Source organism: Nocardioides sp. YR527 (assembly GCF_900101045.1).
In the GTDB taxonomy this organism is placed as follows: domain Bacteria; phylum Actinomycetota; class Actinomycetes; order Propionibacteriales; family Nocardioidaceae; genus Nocardioides.
This window is the reverse complement of sequence record NZ_FNFN01000003.1, coordinates 110,533-127,233: the sequence shown is the minus strand read 5'-3', so window position 1 is coordinate 127,233 and position 16,701 is coordinate 110,533. Positions and strand designations below refer to the sequence as shown.

Here is a 16,701-nt window from a genome sequence, read left to right as displayed (position 1 = left end):
TGTCACCGGCGGCCCTTAGCGTGACCCGATGCCGCCGCCTCCCTCGTCTCAGCGCATCGCCGAGATCCACGGGCTGCGGGGGCTGGCGCTGGCGCTCGTGGTGGTCTTCCACCTCTTCGGCAACGGCCGGGTCTCCGGCGGCGTCGACGTCTTCCTGGCGCTGACCGGGTTCCTGGTGACCCGGTCACTCGTCCGCCGGGTCGCGGCCTCCGAGCTGCGCCTGGCCGACCACTACGGGCGTACGTTCCTGCGGCTCTCGGCTCCTACGCTGGTCGTGCTCGCCGGGACGGCGGGGCTGATGGTGGCGGTCATGCCGCGGGCGATTTGGGGCTCGACGCTGCGGGAGATCGCGGCGTCGGTGACGTACGTCCTGAACTGGGAGATGATCCGCTCCCAGCTCGCCTACGGGGCGGCCGGGCCGAGCGCGAGCCCGCTGCAGCACTTCTGGTCGCTGGCGGTGCAGGGACAGTTCCTGCTGGTCTGGCCGATGGTCCTGATGGGGGTCTGGTGGGTGGCGCGAGCGCGCCTCCGGGTGGCGCTGGCGGTGGTCGTGGCTCTGGCGACGGTCACCTCGTTCGTCTTCGCCTGGCGACTCGGGATGGCCGACCAGCAGGTGGCGTACTTCCACACCGGGGCGCGCTTCTGGGAGCTCGGCGTCGGGGCGCTGCTGGCGCTCGGGCTCGATCGTCTCCGCCCTCCGGGGGCCGCGCGCCCGGTGCTCGCCTGGGTCGGGCTGCTGCTCGTCGCGAGCTCGGGGTTCGTGCTGGACGGCGCGGCGCTCTTCCCCGGCCCGTGGGCGCTGTGGCCGGTCGGCGGGGCGCTGCTGGTCGTGATCGGCTCCGGGTCGGCAGTCCGGTGGGGGCCGCAGCGGCTCCTCGCGGTGAGGCCGCTGCGGTTCGTCGCGGACATCTCCTTCCCGCTCTACCTGTGGCACTGGCCGCTGCTCGTGGCGTGGCTGAGCTGGACGTACGCCACCCGGACCACGCTCCTCGCCGCGGTCGTGGTGCTCTCGGCCTCGGTGGTCCTGGCCTGGCTCACCCACCGGTACGTCGAGGTGCCGGTCACGCGCCTCGGACCGCACAGCTCCGGCGTCGGTCGCCTCGTGGCGATCCCGGTCGTGCTCTCGCTGGTCGCGGGCACGACGATCGCGGGCGCCATCGTTGTCGAGCGCCAGGACACCGCGGCGAGAGCGGCCGCCGTCGCGGCCGCGAAGACGTACGCCGGCTGCATCGGCGCGGCCGCCCTGGATCCCGCGACCGCCGGCTGCGAGGGTCCGGACCGGCTGCTCGACGCCAGTCTCGGCTACCAGGCGCCCGACGGGTCGAGCTGCTGGTCCAACAAGGAGCGGCCGGTGCGGTTCAAGGTCTGCACGCTCGGGCCTTCCAAGGGCTACTCCCGTCGTCTCCTCGCGATCGGCGACTCGCACAACCACCAGCTCGTCCCCGCCTACCGCGAGATCGCCGAGCGGCGCGGCTGGCGCATCGACGTCGCCAGCCGCGCCGGCTGCCACTGGAACGCGCGGGACCGTGTCGGGGCTCCTGCGACCACGGTCGAGCTGTGCAGGGAGTGGAAGTCACGGCTCGCGACCTACCTCACCGAGGAGCAGGGGATCGACGCGTACCTCGTCATCCACTCCAGCCAGATCTCGGTGGAGTCGCGGGGTGACGAGAGGCCCGGCGAGGCGCTCAGTCGTGGTCTTGCCGAGGCCTGGGCGAGCCGGCCGGACCCGTCGGTGCCGGTCATCGCGATCCAGGACAGCCCGATCTTCGAGGGCAGCACCACCCGGTTCGCACGTGTGGTCCAGCCGTGCGTCGACGACGCCGGCCTCGCCGCGCGGTCGGCCTGTGCGCGCGACCGGGACCGGGTCGTACGCGACGACGGCTCCGCCGGCGCGGTTCGACTGACCTCGAACGCTCATCGCGTCGACCTCACCGACTACTTCTGCGAGCCCGACACCTGCTCCCCCGTCGTCGGGAACCTGGAGGTCTATCAGGACGGCTTCCACGTCTCGCCGCTCTACGCCGCCACCCTCGCCCCCTATCTCGGCGACCGGATCGCGACGATCCTGAGTTAGGCGACGGCCGGCTCCGGCTCGTCCTCGCGGGGGAAGTGCGTCTGCTTGAAACGTACGGCCAACCTGGTCGAGGGCCCCATGGCGGCGGCAGCGGCGACGACGATGGCGCCGATCACGATCCAGCCGGCGCCGCTGTAGAAGTCGGGGTGCCAGCCCATCGCGAGGAAGGTGAACAGGGCCGGCGCCCACGCGCCGCCGAGCTGGCGGCCGATGCCGGCGACACCCTCGTACTCACCCCGTCGGTCGGGGTCCATGAGCTCGGCCTGGAAGGCCCACGAGGCGGAGCCGATGGCCAGCTCGGCGCCGGTCACGGCGACGTGGCCGAGCCAGACCAGGAAGATGGTGAGGAACCCGCGGGTGTCGTGGGTGACCAGCGTGATCGCGCAGGCGGCGACGAAGAACCCGCTGCTCCACCACACCCGGCGCAACGCGTCGCGTACGTTGCGGACACCCTTGGACGTGTAGGCCGGGAGGATGATGCACAGCACCGTGTTGGTCGCGAAGAGCCAGGCCAGCAGCCAGCGCGGGGAGTCGGTGTATTCGACCAGCCAGAGCGGGATCACGGTGTGCAGCAGGACCTGGTTGCTCCACAGCGTGCCGGTGAAGGTGGTCACCAGGAGCCAGCCGACGTTGCGCAGCGCGCCGGGGCCGGGCAGCTTCTCGGTGACCTCGCCGGCCGCGCGGCGCTCGTCGTGAGGCGCCCTCGGCAGCCGGGTGATCCAGACGGAGTTGGCGATCCCGATGGCCAGCGCGAAGAACGGCACGCCCCACTTGAGGACCGTGTCGGTGTCCAGCGCGAGCGCGATGCCGGCGATCAGGGCACCGATGGTGAAGCCGAGGTTGAGGCTGGAGTACATGAACGCCTGCGTCTCGACCCGCTCCTTGTCGGGAAGCACATCGAGGACGTACGCATTCCGGCCGGCGCCGCCGGCATTGTTGACCACCTCGAAGACGACGATGACCGCCAGGTAGGCCCAGAAGCCGTGGATGAACGGCATCGTCGCGAACATCAGCGCACTGATCAGCGCGCCGATCGCCCAGATCCGCTTCGGGCCGATGAAGTCGGCCAGCCGGCCCATCGGGTAGGCGGTGAGGAAGCTCGCGATCCCGGCGACCGTCAGCCCCACACCGATCTGTGCCGGGCTCAGACCGACGAAGGCGACCAGGTAGAACGCCGACGCGGTGTTGAAGGTCCCGTCCCCCGCCGCGAAGAGCAGCGACTGGGTCGCCAGACGCTTCGACAACGGCGTCGGCGGGATGAGGTTGTTGATGAATCCGGGCAGGGCGGGCACCGGCCAATTCCACCACCGAGAACGGGTGGTTGCCATCTGGTTTTGCCGAGGCGTCGCCCCGGTCGGCCGAGGCGTCAGGTGCGTCGGCCGAGGTGGCATCGGTGTGCCACCTCGGCCGACGGGAGCGACGTCTCGGCCGACGTGGGTGACGGCTCGGCTCAGGGGTGGCGGGAGGCGAGGGCTTCGACGGCGTCGCGGGCGGTGGCGGCGATAGCGAGGTCGACGTCGTTCTGGATCCGGGCGGTGCGGTCGGAGTCGGTGAGCACGGCGATGGCGACACGGCCGCCGGGGTGGGTGACGACGGCGATCTCGTGCCGCAGGGTGAGGAACCCGCCGGTCTTACCGGCGAGGTGGATGTCGTCGGCGAGCAGGTCGGCGGCGATCCGATGGGTGAAGACCTGCTTGCCCATCAGCCGACGTACCAGCTCGGTCGCCTCGGGCTTGGCGACCTCGTCGCGCCAGACGCGCTCGAGCAGGTCGACGCAGGCGCGCGGCGAGCCTACCGTCGCGCGCTCGACGTCGAGCGAGTCGATGACGTGCCGGCCACCCGGCCGACGACCCTCGACCGCGAGCTGGGTGGCGAGGGCGAAGTCGGGACCGGCGACGCGGGTGGCGTAGTCGTACATCGGCTGCATCCGGTGCCGCACCCGCAACCCCTCCACGCCCCACTCGGCGAGCTGCTCGTCGACCTCGCGCGGCGAGACCCTGTCGAAGAGCGCGTCGGCGGCGGCGTTGTCGCTGAGGCCGAGCATCATCAGCATCAGGTCGGCGACCGAGCAGGTCGCGTCGTGGGCGAAGGCCGAGATGCCGTACGGACCGTAGCTCCGCTCCGCCGCGGTCAGCGTCACCATCGCGCCCCCGTCGATCTCGCCGCGGGCGATCCGGTCCGCCACGACCAGGGCGAGCGGCACCTTGGCCACCGACGCCAGCGGCATCGGCCGGTCTCCGCCGACCCCGATCTCGTGGCCGGTGTCGATGTCGCGGGCGAGGAAGGCGACCCGGACCCGAAGCTCCTGGAAGCGCTCGGCGGTGGCCTCGGCGAGGTCGATCAGGCCGCGGTCGCTGCCGACGAGCGGACTCATCCGCGCCCGTCCTCGGGTGCACCGACGCACGCGCCGAGAAGGGCGAGCGCCTGCTCTCGTACGGGGCCGGCCGCCAGCGGTCCGGGCGGCGGTGGCTGCTCGACCAGCCGATGACCGCGCGGCACCTGGTCGACGAAGGGCGACCAGCTCAGTCCGTACGTCACCGCCTCATGCTGCGCACAGACCAGGCTCGCGCGTCCCGCCATCGTCTCGGCCACGGCGAGCTGGTGCGGGGCTCGACGCAGCGTGGCCGGCCCGATGCCGGCGCGATCCGCGAGCCGTCGCAGCCGGCCGGCGGGGTCGTCGAGGTCTCGCGGGAGGGCCAGCAGCTGCGTACGTTCCCCTCGGCGGGGGCGCAGCGAGCTCAGCGACACCGGCCCACTGGCGGTCCCGGGAGCGGTGGCCGCACCCAGCGGGGTGAGCCAGGTGGCCGCATCCGGGTCGCACGCCTCGACCGTCCAGGCGGCCGACTCCGGGATCTCGTCGCTGTCGCTCGCGAGGCGTACGTCGACGCCTTCCGCCTCCAGCAGCGCGACCAACCGCGCGAGAGGAGCGGGATCGCCGCCGGACGGCACCGCGACCACGAAGCTCTCCCGGTCGTGCCGGCGGATGCTCCGCAGCAGATGGTCGGCCTGGTCGAGCAGGTGCCTGGCCCGCGGCAGCAGCGCGGTGCCGGCCGGGGTGAGGGCGATCTGGCGCCGGGTGCGGTCGAGCAGCTCCACCCCGAGCTCCCGCTCGAGAGCACGTAGGCGACGGCTGAGGAGCGGCTGGTCGACGCCCAGCTCGAGGGCGGCCTCGGAGACGCTCATCTCGTCCGCGACGGCGGCGAAGCCGCGCAGGTGAAGCAGTAGGTCCACGCGTACAGGATGGCTGATCGGCCCCACCTCGTCCCATGTCGGCGATGCATACGTCCATGCCGGATCGTCCTTGGACGCCGTCGCCGCATCGGGGTCACGATGCTCGGCATGACCAACCCGATCCTCAGCCGCCGCACCCTCCTGGGCGGAGCCGCCACCGCGGCCGCCGTCGCCGCGACCGGAGTCAGCGCCTCCGTGGCGTACGCCGCCGACAGCCCTTCGATCGCCGCGCTGGAGCAGAAGCACCAGCGCCACCTCGGCGTCTGGGCGCGGAACATGCGGACCGGCCGCGTCATCGAGCACCGTGCCGACGAGCGCTTCCCGATGCTGTCGACCTTCAAGACCCTGCTCGCGGCCTCGATCCTGCGCGATCACCCCGCGCGTACGCTCCAGCAGCGCCTCACCTGGGACGCTGCCGACGTCGTCGTGAACTCACCGATCACCTCGCTCACCGTCCGCAACGGTCTCACCGTCGCGCAGCTCGCCGAGGCGGCGATCACCCGGTCCGACAACACCGCCGCCAACGAGCTGCTCCACCTCATCGGCGGCCCCACCGGCATCACCCGCTTCGCCCGCTCGCTCGGCGACTCCGTGACCCGGCTGGACCGCTGGGAGCCCGAGCTCAACAGCGCGATCCCGGGCGACCAGCGCGACACCACCTCGCCGCGTGCGATCGCGCAGACCTACACCAAGCTCGTCCTCGGCGACGCCCTCGACCGCGCCGACCGGGACCAGCTGATCACCTGGATGCTGGCCAACCAGTCGACCGTCACCAGGTTCGGCGCCGGGGTTCCCGCCGGCTGGCGGCTCGCCGACAAGACCGGTGGTGGTGACTACGCATCGAGGAACGACGTCGGCGTCACCTGGACCACCGACGGCGCCCCGATCGTCATCGCCGCCCTCACCCGCTCCGACGACCCCGCCGCCCCACCGCTCGACGTCCCGCTCGCGGACATCGCGGCGACCGTCTGTGCGGAGCTCGGCTGACCTGCCGCGGCGGCCGTCGAGCTGTAACACGTCGTTCGTAGATCTTCTCGCCCTATCAGAACGACCGGATAGTCCTACGAACGACGTGTTACAGGTGCCGGACCGGCCCGATCTCGGCGGGTCAGGCTCCGTAGACGTTCTCGGGGACCGGGGCCTCACCGAGCAGCTTGCGGAGAGCGGGCCCGACCTCTGCGGCCTCCCAGCGGGCGCCGGCGTCGGCGGAAGGACCGTGGGCCCAGCCGTTCTCGACGGTGATCTGCGGGCCGTCGATCTCGATGACGCGGCCGGTGACGTCGCGGGCGTCCTCGGAGGCGAGCCAGGCGACGACGGGTGAGTTGTCCTCGGGGAGCGCCATCGCGGAAGTGTCGAAGGCACCCTCGGTCATCCGGGTCTTGGCGACCGGTGCGATCGCGTTGACGGTGACGCCGTACCGCACCATCTCGGCGGCGGCGACCAGGGTCAGCCCGGCGATCCCGGCCTTGGCCGCCGAGTAGGTGCCCTGTCCGATCGAGCCCTGCAGGCCCGCGCCGGACGAGGTGTTGATGACCCGGGCCTCCCGCTGGCGCCCGGCCTTCGACTCGGCCCGCCAGTACGCACCCGCGTGCCGCAGCGTCGCGAAGTGTCCCTTCAGGTGCACCCGGATGACGGCGTCCCACTCCTCCTCGGAGGTGTTGACCAGCATCCGGTCGCGTACGAATCCGGCGTTGTTGACGAGGATGTCCAGGCCCCCGTACGTCTCGATGGCCTGTCGCACCATCGCCTCGGCCTGCGCGAAGTCCGCCACATCGGCGGCGTTTGCCACCGCCTGCCCACCTGCGGAGACGATCTCGTCGACCACCTGGGACGCGGGCGACTCTCCGGTGCCTTCGCCCGCGAGCGAGACGCCGAAGTCGTTGACGACCACCTTCGCCCCGTGACGGGCGAGCTCGAGAGCGTGCGCCCGGCCGATGCCTCGCCCCGCTCCGGTGACGATCGCGATCCGGCCTTCGAGCAGTCGAGCCATGGTGGCGTCCCTTTCAGTCTTGCGTTCAGAAACCAAGCAACTGCTAGGCTACCAAGCAATCGCTAGGTTAGGAACGGACCATGGGCATCTCCACCGAGATCACCGACGAGCAGATCGCCGTCGTCACGATGAACCACCCACCGGTGAACGCGCTGCCGGTGAAGGGCTGGTTCGAGGTCGCCGACGCCGTCACGGCCGCCGCCGACCAAGGCGCACGAGTCGTGATCCTGCGCGCCGAGGGCAAGGGATTCAACGCCGGCGTCGACATCAAGGAGATGCAGCAGATCGAGGGGTTCGAGGGCATCCTCGGCGCCAACCGCGGCTGCTACGCGGCGTTCAAGGCGATCTACGAGTGTCCGGTCCCGGTGATCGCCGCGGTCAACGGCTTCTGCCTCGGCGGAGGCGTCGGCCTGGTCGGCAACGCGGACACGATCGTGGCCAGCGACGACGCCTTCTTCGGCGTACCCGAGGTCGACCGCGGAGCCCTCGGTGCCGCCACCCACCTGAGCCGTCTGGTGCCCCAGCACATGCTGCGTACGCTCTACTTCACCGCCCAGACCATCACCGCCCAGCGCCTGCACGAGCTGGGATCGGTCCACCAGGTCGTTCCCCGGGAGGACCTCGACGAGGCCGCCCTCGAGGTCGCGCGACAGATCGCCGCCAAGGACCCGCAGGTGATCCGCGCGGCCAAGGCCGCACTCAACGGCATCGACCCGGTCGACGTGAACGCCTCCTACCGCTTCGAGCAGGGCTTCACCTACGAGCTCAACCTCGCCGGCGTGGCCGACGAGCGCCGCGACGCCTTCGTGAAGGATGGCCGATGAGCACCGCCCAGACCTTCCGCACCCGGCTCACCGAGCTGACCGGGGTCGACCACCCGATCGTCCAGACCGGGATGGGCTGGGTCGCCGGCCCGCGGCTCGTCTCCGCGACCGCCAACGCGGGCGCGCTCGGCATCCTGGCCTCGGCCACGATGACCCTCGTCGAGCTGGAGAAGGCGATCGTCGAGGTCAAGGGCCGCACCGACAAGCCGTTCGGCGTCAACTTGCGCGCCGACGCCTCGGACGCCCCCGACCGCTGCCGGCTGCTCATCGACCACGACGTGAAGGTCGCGAGCTTCGCGCTGGCACCCAAGCCCGAGCTGATCAGCAAGCTCAAGGAGCACGACATCGTCGTGATGCCCTCGATCGGCGCGGCCAAGCACGCCAAGAAGGTGGCGGGCTGGGGCGCCGACATGGTGATGATCCAGGGCGGCGAGGGCGGCGGCCACACCGGCGCGGTCCCGACGACCCTGCTCCTCCCGAGCGTCCTGGACGCCGTCGACATCCCCGTCGTCGCCGCGGGCGGTTTCTTCGACGGCCGCGGACTCGCCGCGGCCATGGCCTACGGCGCCGCCGGGATCGGCATGGGCACACGCTTCCTGCTCACCGCCGACTCGGCCGTCCCCGAGGACGTCCGACGGCGCTACCTGAGCTTCGGCCTCGACGGCACCGTCGTGACCACCAAGGCAGACGGGATGCCGCACCGCCTGCTCCGCACCGAGTTCATCGACACGCTCGAGAAGGAGGGCATCACCGCGAAGCTGCTGCGCACGCTCAAGCGCACCCGGCAGTTCCAGCAGATGTCCGGCCTCCCCTGGCGCACCCTGATCAAGGACGGCCGCGCGATGGTCCACGGCGGCGACCGCACCTGGGCCGAGGTGGTCCTGGCCGCCAACACCCCCATGCTGCTCCGCGCTGGCCTGGTCGAGGGCGACACGAACGCCGGGATGCTCTCCAGCGGCCAGGTCGTCGGCCTCCTCGACGACCTCCCCACCTGCGAGGAGCTGGTCGACCGCATCGTCGCCCAGGCCGCCGACCGCCTCAAACACCTGGACGCGACCCGCGCCTGAGCCTCAGGGTGGACCCATGGCCATCGAGGTTCGCCCGGCGACGGTGTTCGAGGACGTACGCGCTCTCGTCGGCCCCAAACGCCCCGACGCCAGCGTGTGCTGGTGCCTGAGCTACCGGATCCCGTCGAAGCTCAACAACGAGCTGCAGGGGCCGGCGCGCGGGGAGCACGTACGCGGCCTGCTCGAGCAGGGCCCGCTGGGCGTGCTCGCCTACGACGGCGAGGAGCCCGTCGGCTGGGCCGCCGTCGCGCCGCGCGCCGACACGTCCTTCGCCCGCAACCGGAAGATCCCGCACGTCGACGACCTCCCGGTCTGGTCGCTGTGGTGCATCCGGGTCCGGCCGGGCCACCGCGGCACGGGCATCTCGCACACGCTCATCGAGGGTGCCGTCGACTTCGCGCGCGACCGCGGCGCCCCGGCCATCGAGGCCTACCCGCTCGACAACCAGGGCGCGAAGGTCGACCTGACCATGGCGTACGCGGGGATCCGCAAGAACTTCGAGGCCGCGGGATTCTCCTGGGCCGCCGACACCACCTCGGTCCTCGCCGGCCACCCGCGCGTGCTGATGCGCCGTGACCTGAGATGAGGCGCTGGTTGACCACGATCGGTACAGTGTGAGTCGTGAAGACCGAGACGAGCCGCGTACGCATCGCGCTCGTCGCACTTTTCACGCTGATGCTCCCGGCGCTGATGAGCGTCGATCCCGAGCAGGCGCTGCTCACCATCGCCGTCTCGACCGCGCTCGCGGCCGTCGCCGTCGGAGCGCTTCACAACGTCAGTGCGTTCGCCCTGGTGAGGGCGCGTTCGACGGTCCCGCCGGACGTGTCCGACGGACCTCATCATCTTGCTGCCCGGGTCACCGACCCGGTGTGCTCCCCGCGCCGTCCGCGCGCCCCTGAGCAGGTCTGACCGCTCGCCCACCAGCGAGCCCGTCAGACCTACCCACTCACCTCAGGAGCACACCCATGTCCGTTCTCGCCCCCTTGTCGCACGCCCTCGCGGCCGTCCTCGCCGGCGCCCACCACGTCCTGTCCTTCGCGGGCGACAACGCCAGCTGGCTGCTGGCCATCGCCGCCGTCGTCGTCCTGGTCAGGCTCGCCCTCCTGCCGTTGACGATCCGCGGCGTACGCACCGCCCACGCCTCCGCCCGCGCCCGTCCACAGATGCAGGCACTGACCAAGAAGTACGCCAAGAAGAACTCCTCCGGCAGCGCGAGCCAGGCCGACATGATGGCGATGATGGAGGAGCGTCGAAAGATCAACGAGGAGCACGGCGTACCCCGCTTCGCGATGCTCGCCGCCTTCGCCCAGCTGCCGATCTTCCTGGCGCTCTACCACCTGCTCTCCGACGTCAGCCGGAACAACGCGGTCGGCGTGATGAACGACTCGCTGGTCGCCTCGCTCGGGAACGCGACCTTCCTGGGCGCGCCGCTGACCGGCCACGGCTACCTCTCCGGTGACACGACCCATCTGGTGATCACCCTCGGCCTCGCCGCCACCGCCGCACTGGTCAGTTACCTCAGCCAGCGGCTGTGGGTCCTGCCCAACATGGTGCGCGCCGACATGCCCGAGTCGATGATCCGGATCCAGGAGATGATGCCGGTCATCTCCGCCGGCGGCATGCTCCTGGCCGGCAGCAGCGTCCCCCTCGCCCTGCTGGTCTACTGGGTCATCAGCGGCCTGTGGACCGCCGGTCAGGCCGCGGTCATCCACCGCTGGTTCCCCACCCCCGGCTCCCCCGCCGCAGCACGCGCCGAGAAGCGACACGAGAAGCGAGCCGTGCTCACAACCGCTCGATGATCGTGACGTTGGCCTGACCGCCGCCCTCGCACATGGTCTGCAGACCGTAGCGGCCACCGGTGCGCTCGAGCTCGTTGAGCAGGGTCGTCATCAGCCGGGTTCCGGTGGCGCCGATGGGGTGGCCCAGGGCGATGCCGCCGCCATTCACATTCACCTTGGAATGCGGGACGTCGAGCTCCTTCATCCACGCCAGGACGACGGAGGCGAAGGCCTCGTTGCACTCGAACAGGTCGATGTCGTCGACCGACAGGCCGGTCTTGGCCAGCGCATGGCGGGTGGCCTCGATCGGGCCGGTGAGCATCCAGACCGGGTCGTCGCCGCGGACCGAGAGGTGGTGGATCCGAGCTCGCGGGGTGAGGCCGAAGGTGCGTACGGCCGCGGCCGAGGCGACCAGCAGCGCTGAGGAGGCGTCGCAGATCTGGGAGGCGACGGCGGCGGTGATCCGTCCGCCGGGAGCGAGCGGCTCCAGCGAGGCCATCTTCTCCAGCGAGGTCTCGCGGGGACACTGGTCGACGGCGAAGTCACCGACCGGCACGATCTCCCGGTCGAAACGTCCCTCGGCGATCGCGGTCTTCGCGCGCTGGTGGGAGGCGAGCGCGTAGGCCTCCATGTCCTCGCGCAAGACGTCCCACTTCTCGGCGATCATCTCGGCGGAGCGGAACTGGGAGACCTCCTGGTCGCCGTAGCGCTTCACCCAGCCGGGCGACTCGGCGAAGGGAGTGCTGAACCCGTACTGCTGGCCCACCAGCATCGCCGCCGATATCGGGATCGCGGACATGTTCTGCAGCCCACCCGCGACCACCAGGTCCTGCGTCCCGGACATGACGCCCTGAGCCGCGAAGTGCACCGCCTGCTGCGAGGAGCCGCACTGCCGGTCGACGGTCACGCCCGGCACATGGTCGGGCAGCCCGGCGACCAGCCACGCGGTCCGCGCCACGTCGCCGGCCTGGCCGCCGATGGTGTCGCAGCAGCCCATGATCACGTCGTCGACGGCCCCCGGATCGATCCCGGTGCGGTCGACGAGCGCGGCCAGCGAGTGGGCGCCCAGGTCGGCCGGGTGGAGGCCGGCCAGCGCGCCGCCGCGCTTGCCTACCGGCGTACGGACGGCGTCGATGATGAATGCCTCAGGCAATGTTCTGACTCCTTGACCCACGTCGGTCGAGCCGACGTCGTGAGGTACGAGCGACGTCGTGTCGAGACCAACACGGTCCCTGCGGCGCTCGATGGGACTGTGTTGGTCTCGACACGCTCGGCCGCAGGCGGCCTCCCGGCTCGACCAGCGGGGTGTTGCTAGGCATGTTGGCTGCTCACCGAGAGGACCTCGCCGGTCATGTAGGACGAGTAGTCGCTGGCCAGGAAGACCATGACGTTGGCGACCTCCCAGGGCTCGGCGGCACGGCCGAACGCCTCGCGGCCCTTGAGCTCGACGAGCAGCTCGGGCGAGGTGACCTTCTCCAGGAACGGATGCATCGCGAGCGACGGCGAGACCGCGTTGACGCGGATCCCGTGCGGCGCGAGGTCGGCGGCGGCGGAGCGGGTCAGCGCCATCACGCCGGCCTTGGCGGCGGCGTAGTGCGCCTGCCCCTCCTGGGCTCGCCAGCCGATGACGGAGGCGTTGTTGACGATCACGCCGCGCTTCCCGGCGGCCACGAACCGCTGCCCGACGGCCCGGATGCACCGGAACGTCCCGGTCAGAGTGATGTCGAGAACCTTCCCCCACTGGTCGTCGGTCATCTCCAGCACCGACGCGGTCCCGCCGAGGCCGGCGTTGTTGATCATCACGTCGACACCGCCGTACGGCTCAGCCGCGTCGAGCAGCGCCTGGACCTGGTCCTCCTGGGTGACATCGCAGGTCACGGCCGTGATCCGGTCTTCCCCGAACTCCTCGGCGAGGGCATCGCGCGACTCCTTGAGCCGTCGCTCGTGGGTGTCCGAGACGACGACCGCCTTGGCCCCCTCCTCGAGCACCTTCCGCACCACCGCCGCCCCGATCCCCGCACCGGCGGCGGCGGTCACGACGACGACCCGGCCCTCCAGGAGCGAGTGGCCGGGGACGTACGCGGGGGTTGGCTGTTCCGGCTTCATGCACGGGCCTCTCTGCGTGGTTCTCTGGGCAGGCCGAGCACGCGCTCGGCGATGATGTTCCGTTGGATCTCGTCCGAGCCGCCGTAGATCGTGTCGGCGCGGGAGAAGAGGTATAGGGACTGGAGCCGGTCGAGGGCGTAGTCCTCGCCGGTGGTCAGCCCGGCGAGCCCGACGACGTCCATCGCCAGCTCGCCGAGGTCGCGGTGCCACCGGGCCCAGAGCAGCTTGGAGACGCTCGCCTCGGGGCCGGAGGAGCCGGAGTCGTACGCGGAGAGGGTCCGCAGCGCGTGCAGCCGGAGCACCTCCAGCCCGACGTGGGCCTGGCTGAGTCGGGAGGCGATGCCGGGGTCGTCGATGGCGCCGTTCGCTCGCGCGGCCTCCTCGACCGTCTCCAGCTCGCGCGCGAACCCGACCTGTTGGCCGATCGTGGAGACCCCGCGCTCGAACCCGAGGGTCGCCATCGCGACCTTCCAGCCGTCGCCCGGCTCGCCGACCACCAGGTCCGCGTCGGTGACGGCGCCGTCGAAGAAGACCTCGTTGAACTCGGAGGTGCCGGTGAGCTGCTCGATCGGGCGTACGTCGACGCCGGGTTGCGCCATCGGCACGAGCAGATAGGACAGCCCGTGATGCCGTGACGATCCCGGTTCGGTCCGGCACACCACGAAGCACCAGTCGGAGAGGTGGGCGTTCGACGTCCAGACCTTCTGGCCGTCGACGACCCATCTGTCGCCGTCCAGCGTTGCCCGGGTCCGGACGCCGGCCAGGTCGGAGCCCGCGCCGGGCTCGGAGTAGCCCTGGCACCACAGTTCCTCCACGGCCACGATCTTCGGCAGGAACCGCGCCTTCTGGGCGTCGGTCCCATGGGCGATCAAGGTCGGGCCGAGCAGCTCCTCACCGAGATGGTTGATCCGGACCGGGGCGTCCGCCCGGGCGTACTCCTCATGGAAGATCACCTGCTGGAACAGCGGCAGGCCGCGCCCGCCGTGCTCCTCGGGCCACCCCAGACAGGTCCACCCGTGTGAGGACAGGTAGCGGTTCCACGCCAGCCGCCCCTCGTACGACTCGTGGTCGCGGCCGTTCCCGCCGGTGCCGCGCAGCGCGGCCCACTCGCCGACCAGATGGTCGGCCAGCCACTCGCGCACCTCGGCACGGAACGCCTCGTCCTCGGCGGAGTAGGTCAGGTCCATGCCGGACAACCTACCAAACCAAGCACTTGTTTGGTAGCGCAACAGAATACTTCACCCGCCTATACTATGTTGAACTGAAGTATCCCTAGGAGGAGCAGATGTTCATCGGACGACGCCGCGAGTTGGCCGCATTGCAGGCCGAGTTCGACGCCGTATCACGCGGCAAACGGCTGGACCGCGGAATCGCGGTCATGATCCGCGGCCGACGGCGCGTCGGCAAGTCACGTCTCGCCTCGGAGTTCGCCACCCGGACCGGGGCGCCGTACGTCCACTTTCAAGCGTCCCGAGGAGCCCCGCTCACCCAAGAGCTCGCAACCTTCCACCGTGCCATTGCGCGTTCATCATTGCCTGGAGCAGGGCTCGCCAGCAGATTGACCGCAGCGACACTCACTGAGGCACTGACCAATCTTGCCGACCTCCTACCCGAAGACAATCCATCGGTCGTCGTTCTCGATGAGATCCCTTGGCTCTTGGAAGCCATCCCCGGCGGCGCGGGCGAACTACAGCGCGCATGGGACCTCGAGTTGTCCCGCAAGCCCGTCTTGCTGATTCTGCTCGGCAGCGACATCAGCATGATGGAACGAATCACCCAGGCCGACCAGCCGTTCTACGGCCGAGCCACTGAGATGATCCTCCGTGAACTCAATCCCCACGACATCGCCACGATGACCCAGACAGCCGGGATCGAGGCATTCGACGCGTACCTTGTGACCGGTGGCCAACCGCTCGTCGCCCAGGAGTGGGAGCCCGGATCGACGCTTGATGCCTTCCTCCAGGACAGTCTGGAGCGTCAGACGAGCGCTCTGCTTGTCAACGGCACTCGGATCCTCGACTCCGAGTTCAGCGAAGGATCGCTGGCGCGCCAGGTGCTGACCGCTATCGGCGGACAGGGCGAGCGCACGTTTACCAACGTCCAGCGAGCCCTCGAAGGCCCCAGCACCCCCCATCCGCAGACCCTGACCTCGACGATCAATCGACTCCTCGACCGTCGAGTGATTGCTGCTGACGAGCCGCTCTCAATCAGGACCGCCCCGAAGGATCGGCGCTTTCGGGTCGCCGATCCAGGTTTGCGATTCCACCTTGCGTTTCTCGAAAAGGGATTGGCTGACATCGAGGCCGGCCGGCCGAAAGGCGTGCTGCAACAGATCCGCACGAGCTACAGCACGTGGCGCGGCCGAGCCATCGAGGCTGTTGTACGCGACTCGGTCCAGCGGCTTCACCATGAAGACTGGCCCAACGTACGCCACGTGGGCGGCTGGTGGCCCCGCACGAACAATCCCGAGATCGATCTGGTCGCGACCGACTCTCGGCCGGCCAAGGAGATCAGCTTCGTCGGCACGATCAAGTGGCGAGACAACAAGCCCCTGAACCGCCACGACAGCGACCAACTCCGTCGAGACGCAGCCTTGGTCCCCGGGTTCACGGACTCGACCGCCCTGGTCGGGGTGTGCCCGGCCGGCGGTACCACCGATCTGGACCTAGCCGCGATCTGGTCTGCCGACGATCTTCTCACCGCATGGGAATCTTGAGCTGGAGAACATTCGAGAGGTCACCGACAACACTCTTAGAGGAACGGCAAGAGGGCATCATCGTCGTTGAACCAGCGGTCAAAGTGCAGATCACTTCCCTCTCGTATAAAGAGTGCATCCGCCTTGAGGTAGGGGAGTGAAGAATAGAGCGCCGGCACGGTTCGGTCGTCCTCGCCATTGAGCTGGTAGTACCAGTCGAGCCAGTCGTGTTCGACCTCCGTCTCGTTCTCCTCGTGCACGAGTCCCACGGCCCCCGCCCCCGTCTCCATCACGATGTACAGGGCAATGTCATCTGCAACCGAGCGCACGTACCCACCCGTGCCGTCCCAGCCGAGATCATGAACTGCCCGTAGACGCAGCCGCTCGATCGTGCACCGGAACCGGTAGACGAACTCATAGTCGTAATGAGTGACCCACTGCTCCGGGAGATCATCCAGCAACAGACTTCCAGGAATCTCACCCAGGTGCGCACCTCGGGGACGACGGGCTAGCTCATCGAGGTCCATCCGAATCTGGTCAAGGCTGATCTCGAGCCCGTAGGACAACACCAGGACGCCATCCGGGCCGATGGCATCAACCATCCAAGATGCGTGCTGGTCTACCGCGTCTGCAAGTTCGACATTCAGCCGTCGATCAGCATCGACAGACTCTTCACCCGCATCATCGACCGCCGGGAGCGTACGCCACCTGAGCGCCTTGCAGATGCCACGGACCTTGTCCTGCCTGATCGATGCACCACCCTCATAACGCCGCCAAGACTCGCTCCCAACGCCTCCCGCTCGAGCAGCCTCCTCGATCGTCAGTCCGAGCTCGTCGCGTCTCTCCCTGATCAATTCTCCGAGCCGAGCACTGCCTGTGACTGTCCGCGGCGCCATGCGTCTCCTTACTGATGGATTACTGATGCGTCAGTATAGC

At 69.8% G+C, this 16,701-nt stretch carries 16 protein-coding genes; 8 read left to right on the top strand and 8 right to left on the bottom strand.

Translation table 11 applies throughout. The features are described from left to right. Nucleotides 1-28: 28 nt before the first annotated feature. A complete protein-coding gene (locus BLT25_RS09195) occupies nucleotides 29-2,074 on the top strand; it encodes an acyltransferase family protein (protein WP_091044673.1) in 2,046 nt (681 codons plus the stop codon). On the opposite strand, the gene BLT25_RS09190 is transcribed toward BLT25_RS09195, so the two are convergent. The 3 genes from BLT25_RS09190 to BLT25_RS09180 all read right to left on the bottom strand — a co-directional run bounded on the left by BLT25_RS09190 (nucleotide 2,071) and on the right by BLT25_RS09180 (nucleotide 5,305). After that, nucleotides 2,071-3,366, bottom strand: coding sequence for an MFS transporter (locus BLT25_RS09190; RefSeq protein WP_256328521.1), 1,296 nt, complete (start codon nucleotides 3,364-3,366; stop codon nucleotides 2,071-2,073). The two genes, BLT25_RS09195 and BLT25_RS09190, sit on opposite strands and share 4 nt — an antisense overlap. A gap of 158 nt (nucleotides 3,367-3,524) precedes the next feature. Then, the gene (locus tag BLT25_RS09185; protein ID WP_091044668.1) at nucleotides 3,525-4,448 is read right to left on the bottom strand and encodes a serine hydrolase; all 924 of its coding nucleotides are present in this window, start codon (nucleotides 4,446-4,448) and stop codon (nucleotides 3,525-3,527) included. Then, complete coding sequence (locus BLT25_RS09180) at nucleotides 4,445-5,305, bottom strand: LysR family transcriptional regulator (RefSeq protein WP_091044666.1); 861 nt, start codon at nucleotides 5,303-5,305, stop codon at nucleotides 4,445-4,447. Before BLT25_RS09180 ends, BLT25_RS09185 begins: the two co-directional genes overlap by 4 nt. Nucleotides 5,306-5,413: 108 nt before the next feature. Here BLT25_RS09180 and bla point away from each other — a divergent pair, with 108 nt between their 5' ends. Then, a complete protein-coding gene (gene bla / locus BLT25_RS09175) occupies nucleotides 5,414-6,292 on the top strand; it encodes a class A beta-lactamase (protein WP_091046190.1) in 879 nt (292 codons plus the stop codon). Nucleotides 6,293-6,413: 121 nt separating this feature from the next. On the opposite strand, the gene BLT25_RS09170 is transcribed toward bla, so the two are convergent. Then, the gene (locus BLT25_RS09170) at nucleotides 6,414-7,295 is read right to left on the bottom strand and encodes an SDR family oxidoreductase (RefSeq protein ID WP_091044664.1); all 882 of its coding nucleotides are present in this window, start codon (nucleotides 7,293-7,295) and stop codon (nucleotides 6,414-6,416) included. 80 nt (nucleotides 7,296-7,375) lie between these two features. On the opposite strand from BLT25_RS09170, the gene BLT25_RS09165 reads away from it, so the two are divergent. From BLT25_RS09165 to yidC, 5 genes are read left to right on the top strand one after another with little or no spacing between them, the layout of a single operon-like run. Continuing rightward, complete coding sequence (locus tag BLT25_RS09165) at nucleotides 7,376-8,119, top strand: enoyl-CoA hydratase family protein (RefSeq protein WP_091044661.1); 744 nt, start codon at nucleotides 7,376-7,378, stop codon at nucleotides 8,117-8,119. Continuing rightward, nucleotides 8,116-9,186: an NAD(P)H-dependent flavin oxidoreductase gene (locus tag BLT25_RS09160; protein WP_091044658.1), complete on the top strand. Its 1,071-nt coding sequence runs from the start codon at nucleotides 8,116-8,118 to the stop codon at nucleotides 9,184-9,186. Before BLT25_RS09165 ends, BLT25_RS09160 begins: the two co-directional genes overlap by 4 nt. 16 nt (nucleotides 9,187-9,202) lie before the next feature. After that, the gene (locus tag BLT25_RS09155; protein WP_091044656.1) at nucleotides 9,203-9,772 is read left to right on the top strand and encodes a GNAT family N-acetyltransferase; all 570 of its coding nucleotides are present in this window, start codon (nucleotides 9,203-9,205) and stop codon (nucleotides 9,770-9,772) included. A gap of 35 nt (nucleotides 9,773-9,807) precedes the next feature. Next, the gene (locus BLT25_RS09150; protein WP_091044654.1) at nucleotides 9,808-10,095 is read left to right on the top strand and encodes a hypothetical protein; all 288 of its coding nucleotides are present in this window, start codon (nucleotides 9,808-9,810) and stop codon (nucleotides 10,093-10,095) included. Between the two features lie 56 nt (nucleotides 10,096-10,151). Further along, nucleotides 10,152-10,985, top strand: a complete 834-nt coding sequence (gene yidC / locus BLT25_RS09145) for a membrane protein insertase YidC (protein ID WP_091044651.1) — start codon at nucleotides 10,152-10,154, stop codon at nucleotides 10,983-10,985. On the opposite strand, the gene BLT25_RS09140 is transcribed toward yidC, so the two are convergent. From BLT25_RS09140 to BLT25_RS09130, 3 genes are all read right to left on the bottom strand, one after another. Next, nucleotides 10,969-12,117 carry an acetyl-CoA C-acetyltransferase gene (locus tag BLT25_RS09140; RefSeq protein WP_091044648.1) on the bottom strand — a complete coding sequence of 383 codons (1,149 nt, stop codon included), beginning with the start codon at nucleotides 12,115-12,117 and terminating at the stop codon, nucleotides 10,969-10,971. The two genes, yidC and BLT25_RS09140, sit on opposite strands and share 17 nt — an antisense overlap. Before the next feature lie 158 nt (nucleotides 12,118-12,275). Beyond that, complete coding sequence (locus BLT25_RS09135; RefSeq protein ID WP_091044646.1) at nucleotides 12,276-13,070, bottom strand: SDR family oxidoreductase; 795 nt, start codon at nucleotides 13,068-13,070, stop codon at nucleotides 12,276-12,278. After that, a complete protein-coding gene (locus BLT25_RS09130) occupies nucleotides 13,067-14,257 on the bottom strand; it encodes an acyl-CoA dehydrogenase family protein (RefSeq protein WP_091044644.1) in 1,191 nt (396 codons plus the stop codon). Before BLT25_RS09130 ends, BLT25_RS09135 begins: the two co-directional genes overlap by 4 nt. Nucleotides 14,258-14,355: 98 nt before the next feature. Here BLT25_RS09130 and BLT25_RS09125 point away from each other — a divergent pair, with 98 nt between their 5' ends. Beyond that, complete coding sequence (locus BLT25_RS09125) at nucleotides 14,356-15,786, top strand: ATP-binding protein (protein WP_091044641.1); 1,431 nt, start codon at nucleotides 14,356-14,358, stop codon at nucleotides 15,784-15,786. A 35-nt stretch (nucleotides 15,787-15,821) separates the two neighbouring features. On the opposite strand, the gene BLT25_RS09120 is transcribed toward BLT25_RS09125, so the two are convergent. Then, on the bottom strand, nucleotides 15,822-16,661 hold the full coding sequence (locus tag BLT25_RS09120) for a helix-turn-helix domain-containing protein (protein ID WP_091044638.1): 840 nt from the start codon (nucleotides 16,659-16,661) through the stop codon (nucleotides 15,822-15,824). Nucleotides 16,662-16,701 lie beyond the last annotated feature (40 nt).

Excerpts from the sequence above, each read along its gene's own strand:
- yidC (WP_091044651.1), top strand. The coding sequence starts at position 10,152 with ATGTCCGTTCTCGCCCCCTTGTCGCACGCCCTCGCGGCCGTCCTCGCC.
- bla (WP_091046190.1), top strand. The coding sequence starts at position 5,414 with ATGACCAACCCGATCCTCAGCCGCCGCACCCTCCTGGGCGGAGCCGCC.
- BLT25_RS09185 (WP_091044668.1), bottom strand. The coding sequence starts at position 4,448 with ATGAGTCCGCTCGTCGGCAGCGACCGCGGCCTGATCGACCTCGCCGAG.
- BLT25_RS09155 (WP_091044656.1), top strand. The coding sequence starts at position 9,203 with ATGGCCATCGAGGTTCGCCCGGCGACGGTGTTCGAGGACGTACGCGCT.
- BLT25_RS09130 (WP_091044644.1), bottom strand. The coding sequence starts at position 14,257 with ATGGACCTGACCTACTCCGCCGAGGACGAGGCGTTCCGTGCCGAGGTG.
- BLT25_RS09170 (WP_091044664.1), bottom strand. The coding sequence starts at position 7,295 with ATGGCTCGACTGCTCGAAGGCCGGATCGCGATCGTCACCGGAGCGGGG.
- BLT25_RS09165 (WP_091044661.1), top strand. The coding sequence starts at position 7,376 with ATGGGCATCTCCACCGAGATCACCGACGAGCAGATCGCCGTCGTCACG.
- BLT25_RS09120 (WP_091044638.1), bottom strand. The coding sequence starts at position 16,661 with ATGGCGCCGCGGACAGTCACAGGCAGTGCTCGGCTCGGAGAATTGATC.
- BLT25_RS09195 (WP_091044673.1), top strand. The coding sequence starts at position 29 with ATGCCGCCGCCTCCCTCGTCTCAGCGCATCGCCGAGATCCACGGGCTG.
- BLT25_RS09160 (WP_091044658.1), top strand. The coding sequence starts at position 8,116 with ATGAGCACCGCCCAGACCTTCCGCACCCGGCTCACCGAGCTGACCGGG.
- BLT25_RS09125 (WP_091044641.1), top strand. The coding sequence starts at position 14,356 with ATGTTCATCGGACGACGCCGCGAGTTGGCCGCATTGCAGGCCGAGTTC.
- BLT25_RS09135 (WP_091044646.1), bottom strand. The coding sequence starts at position 13,070 with ATGAAGCCGGAACAGCCAACCCCCGCGTACGTCCCCGGCCACTCGCTC.